A 2535-nucleotide genomic window follows, 5' to 3' on the forward strand; every position below is an offset into this window, starting at 1 on the left:
CACCAGCATGGCCGCCGCGGTGACGATCCCCGCGACGATCTCGGCCGCGTCCGGGGCGCCGCCCCAGAGGGAGAAGCTGTAGCCGATGAGCGTGGTGGGGATGGTGAAGGCGAGAACGGCCGCCGCCAGCGCTACGTCGACGAAGCGATCATTTATACCCCATTTACTCCACATTCTGTCAGTTTGCGTCTTTTGTCCGGCAGTCGTCACACCGGGCACCTTGACGGGGTTTCGGCAGCAGGAATGCGCGGTCTTGACGCAATCAAATGAACAATCATTTAATTCTGCTATGGGGCGGATCGCGGGTGTCACCGCCGCCGAGACACGGGAGAGGCTGCTGCGCGCGGCCGCCGACGTGTTCGCCCGGCGCGGGTACGAGGGCACGCGTGTGGCCGACATCGCCGCCGCCGCCGGCGTGAGCAACGGCGCACTCTACGCGCACTTCGGCTCGAAGGCCGAGCTGCTGGTCGCCGCGCTGCGCACCCACGGGCCGCGGCTGCTGGCCGACCTGCTGGCCGCCGACCCGGACCGGCCCGTCGCGGACCTGCTGATCGCCGTCGGGCGCAGGCTGCAGCGCCGCCGGGACGCGGGCGGTCACCTCATCGTCGAGGCCATGGTCGCGGCCCGTCGCGACGAGGACGTCGCCCGGCCGATGCGCGGCTACGTCGGCGACCGGGCCGACCGGCTCGCCGGGCTCGTGCGCGCCGCCCAGGACGGCGGCGAACTGGACCCCGCGCTGTCGCCCGCCGCGATCGCCCATTTCTGTCTCCTGCTCGCACTGGGCAGCGCGCTCGTCCCGCCGGACGAGCACGCGGTCGACGAGGAGGACTGGAGCGCGCTGCTCACCCGTCTGGTGGCCGCGCTCGCCCCCATCCGGCCGGACTCCTCCACGAAGGGGAACACGCGGTGAAAGTGACCATCGATCCGCAGCGGTGCCAGGGACACGGCCGCTGCTACGACCTCGCCCCGGAGTTGTTCGGCGAGGACGACGAGGGCTACGGGCGGGTCCTCGGCGACGGCATCGTGCCGCCGGACGGTGAGCGGGCGGCACGCGTCGCTGCCGCCAACTGCCCCGAACGGGCGGTCGTCCTCGCCGAGGAGGCCTGACATGACCGTCGACGACCGCTTCACCCGCGACTTCCGGCAGGAGCCGCCCGTCGGCACGCGCAACGAGGTCATCGCCGGTCCGGTGTCGGACTGGGCGACCGACTTCTCCCACATGGAGCCCGAGTGGGCCGCCGATCCGTACCCGATCCAGGACGACCTGCGGGCGCGCTGCCCGATCGCGCACACCGACAGGTTCGGCGGCGGGTGGCTGCCGACCCGGTACGAGGACGTCGCGGCGATCGCGTACGACACCGAGCGCTTCTCCTCGCGGTCGATCATCATGAGCAACTACCGGCCGCCGGCGGAGATCGCGCCCGTGGGGGCCGTGCCGCCGATCTCCTCCGACCCGCCGTTCCACCACGACGCGCGCAAGCTGCTGCTCCCGGCGTTCACCAAGAAGGAGGTGGCGCGGCGGGAGGAGGCGACACGCGCGTTCTGCCACTCGCTGATCGACTCGTTCGAGGGCGCCGAGGTCGTCGACGCCGCCCGTGACTACGCGCAGCACATCCCCATGCGGGTCATCGCCGACATGCTGGGGTTCCCGCCCGAGGACGGCCCGCGGTTCCGCAGGTTCGTGGAGAGCGCTCTGGAGGGCGTCAACCTGCCGCCGGAGGAGCGGCTGGCGCGCATGGACGAGCTGTTCGACTACCTGTACGCCCAGATCCGCGACCACGTCGCCGACCCGCGCGACGACCTCACGACCTACCTGATCGACGTGGAGCTGTACGGCCGCAAGCTCGAACCCTCGCACGTCGCCGGCACGATCGCCCTGCTGCTCATCGCCGGAATCGACACGACGTGGAGCGCGATCGGCGCCTCGCTGTGGCATCTGGCCAAGACCCCGGCCGACCGGGAGCGCCTGGTGGCCGAGCCCGGGCTGCTGCCGACCGCGATGGAGGAGTTCCTCCGGGCGTACGCGCCGGTCACGATGGCGCGGCTGGTCAAGGAGGACATGAACTGGCGCGGCGCCGACATGAAGGCCGACGACTGGGTCCTGCTGTCGTTCCCCGCCGCCAACCGCGACCCCGCGCAGTTCGACCGGGCCGACGAGGTGATCATCGATCGTGAGATCAACCGGCACGCGGCGTTCGGGCTCGGCATCCACCGCTGCGTGGGCTCTCACCTGGCCCGCATGGAGCTCCGGGTCGCACTGGAGGTCTGGCTGGAGCGGGTTCCCGTGTTCGGCCTCGCCGACCCCTCGGCGGTGACCTGGGCCCCCGGTCAGGTGCGGGGTCCGCGCACGCTCCCGGTCCGCATCGGCTGACCGGGCCGCCGCGAGGTCTGTCAGCGCGCGCTTGATCGGCGTGGCCGCGCCGCCTCGGCGTACGCCGCCAGGGTGCGCGCGGCGGTGCGCGCCCAGCTGTAGCGCTCGCGCACGTACGCGGCGCCGCGCAGGGCGAGCCGGTCCGCCTCCCCGGCGTCGCCGAG

General features: G+C 72.1%; 3 protein-coding genes. All 3 read left to right on the top strand.

The genetic code is table 11. The features are described 5' to 3' along the window. Positions 1 to 289: 289 nt before the first annotated feature. The 3 genes from AB0J39_RS39175 to AB0J39_RS39185 are packed head-to-tail and all read left to right on the top strand — an operon-like array spanning position 290 to position 2371. Positions 290 to 910 (top strand): helix-turn-helix domain-containing protein, encoded by a 621-nt coding sequence (locus AB0J39_RS39175; RefSeq protein WP_363474235.1) that lies wholly within the window; start codon positions 290 to 292, stop codon positions 908 to 910. Continuing rightward, the gene (locus AB0J39_RS39180; protein WP_363474237.1) at positions 907 to 1107 is read left to right on the top strand and encodes a ferredoxin; all 201 of its coding nucleotides are present in this window, start codon (positions 907 to 909) and stop codon (positions 1105 to 1107) included. Before AB0J39_RS39175 ends, AB0J39_RS39180 begins: the two co-directional genes overlap by 4 nt. 1 nt (position 1108) lies before the next feature. Further along, positions 1109 to 2371 carry a cytochrome P450 gene (locus AB0J39_RS39185; RefSeq protein ID WP_363474239.1) on the top strand — a complete coding sequence of 421 codons (1263 nt, stop codon included), beginning with the start codon at positions 1109 to 1111 and terminating at the stop codon, positions 2369 to 2371. Positions 2372 to 2535 lie beyond the last annotated feature (164 nt).

It is taken from the genome of Microbispora sp. NPDC049633 (assembly GCF_040675265.1).
GTDB lineage: Bacteria > Actinomycetota > Actinomycetes > Streptosporangiales > Streptosporangiaceae > Microbispora > Microbispora maris.

Coding starts and splice junctions, on each gene's coding strand:
- AB0J39_RS39175 (WP_363474235.1), top strand. CDS start 290: ATGGGGCGGATCGCGGGTGTCACCGCCGCCGAGACACGGGAGAGGCTG.
- AB0J39_RS39185 (WP_363474239.1), top strand. CDS start 1,109: ATGACCGTCGACGACCGCTTCACCCGCGACTTCCGGCAGGAGCCGCCC.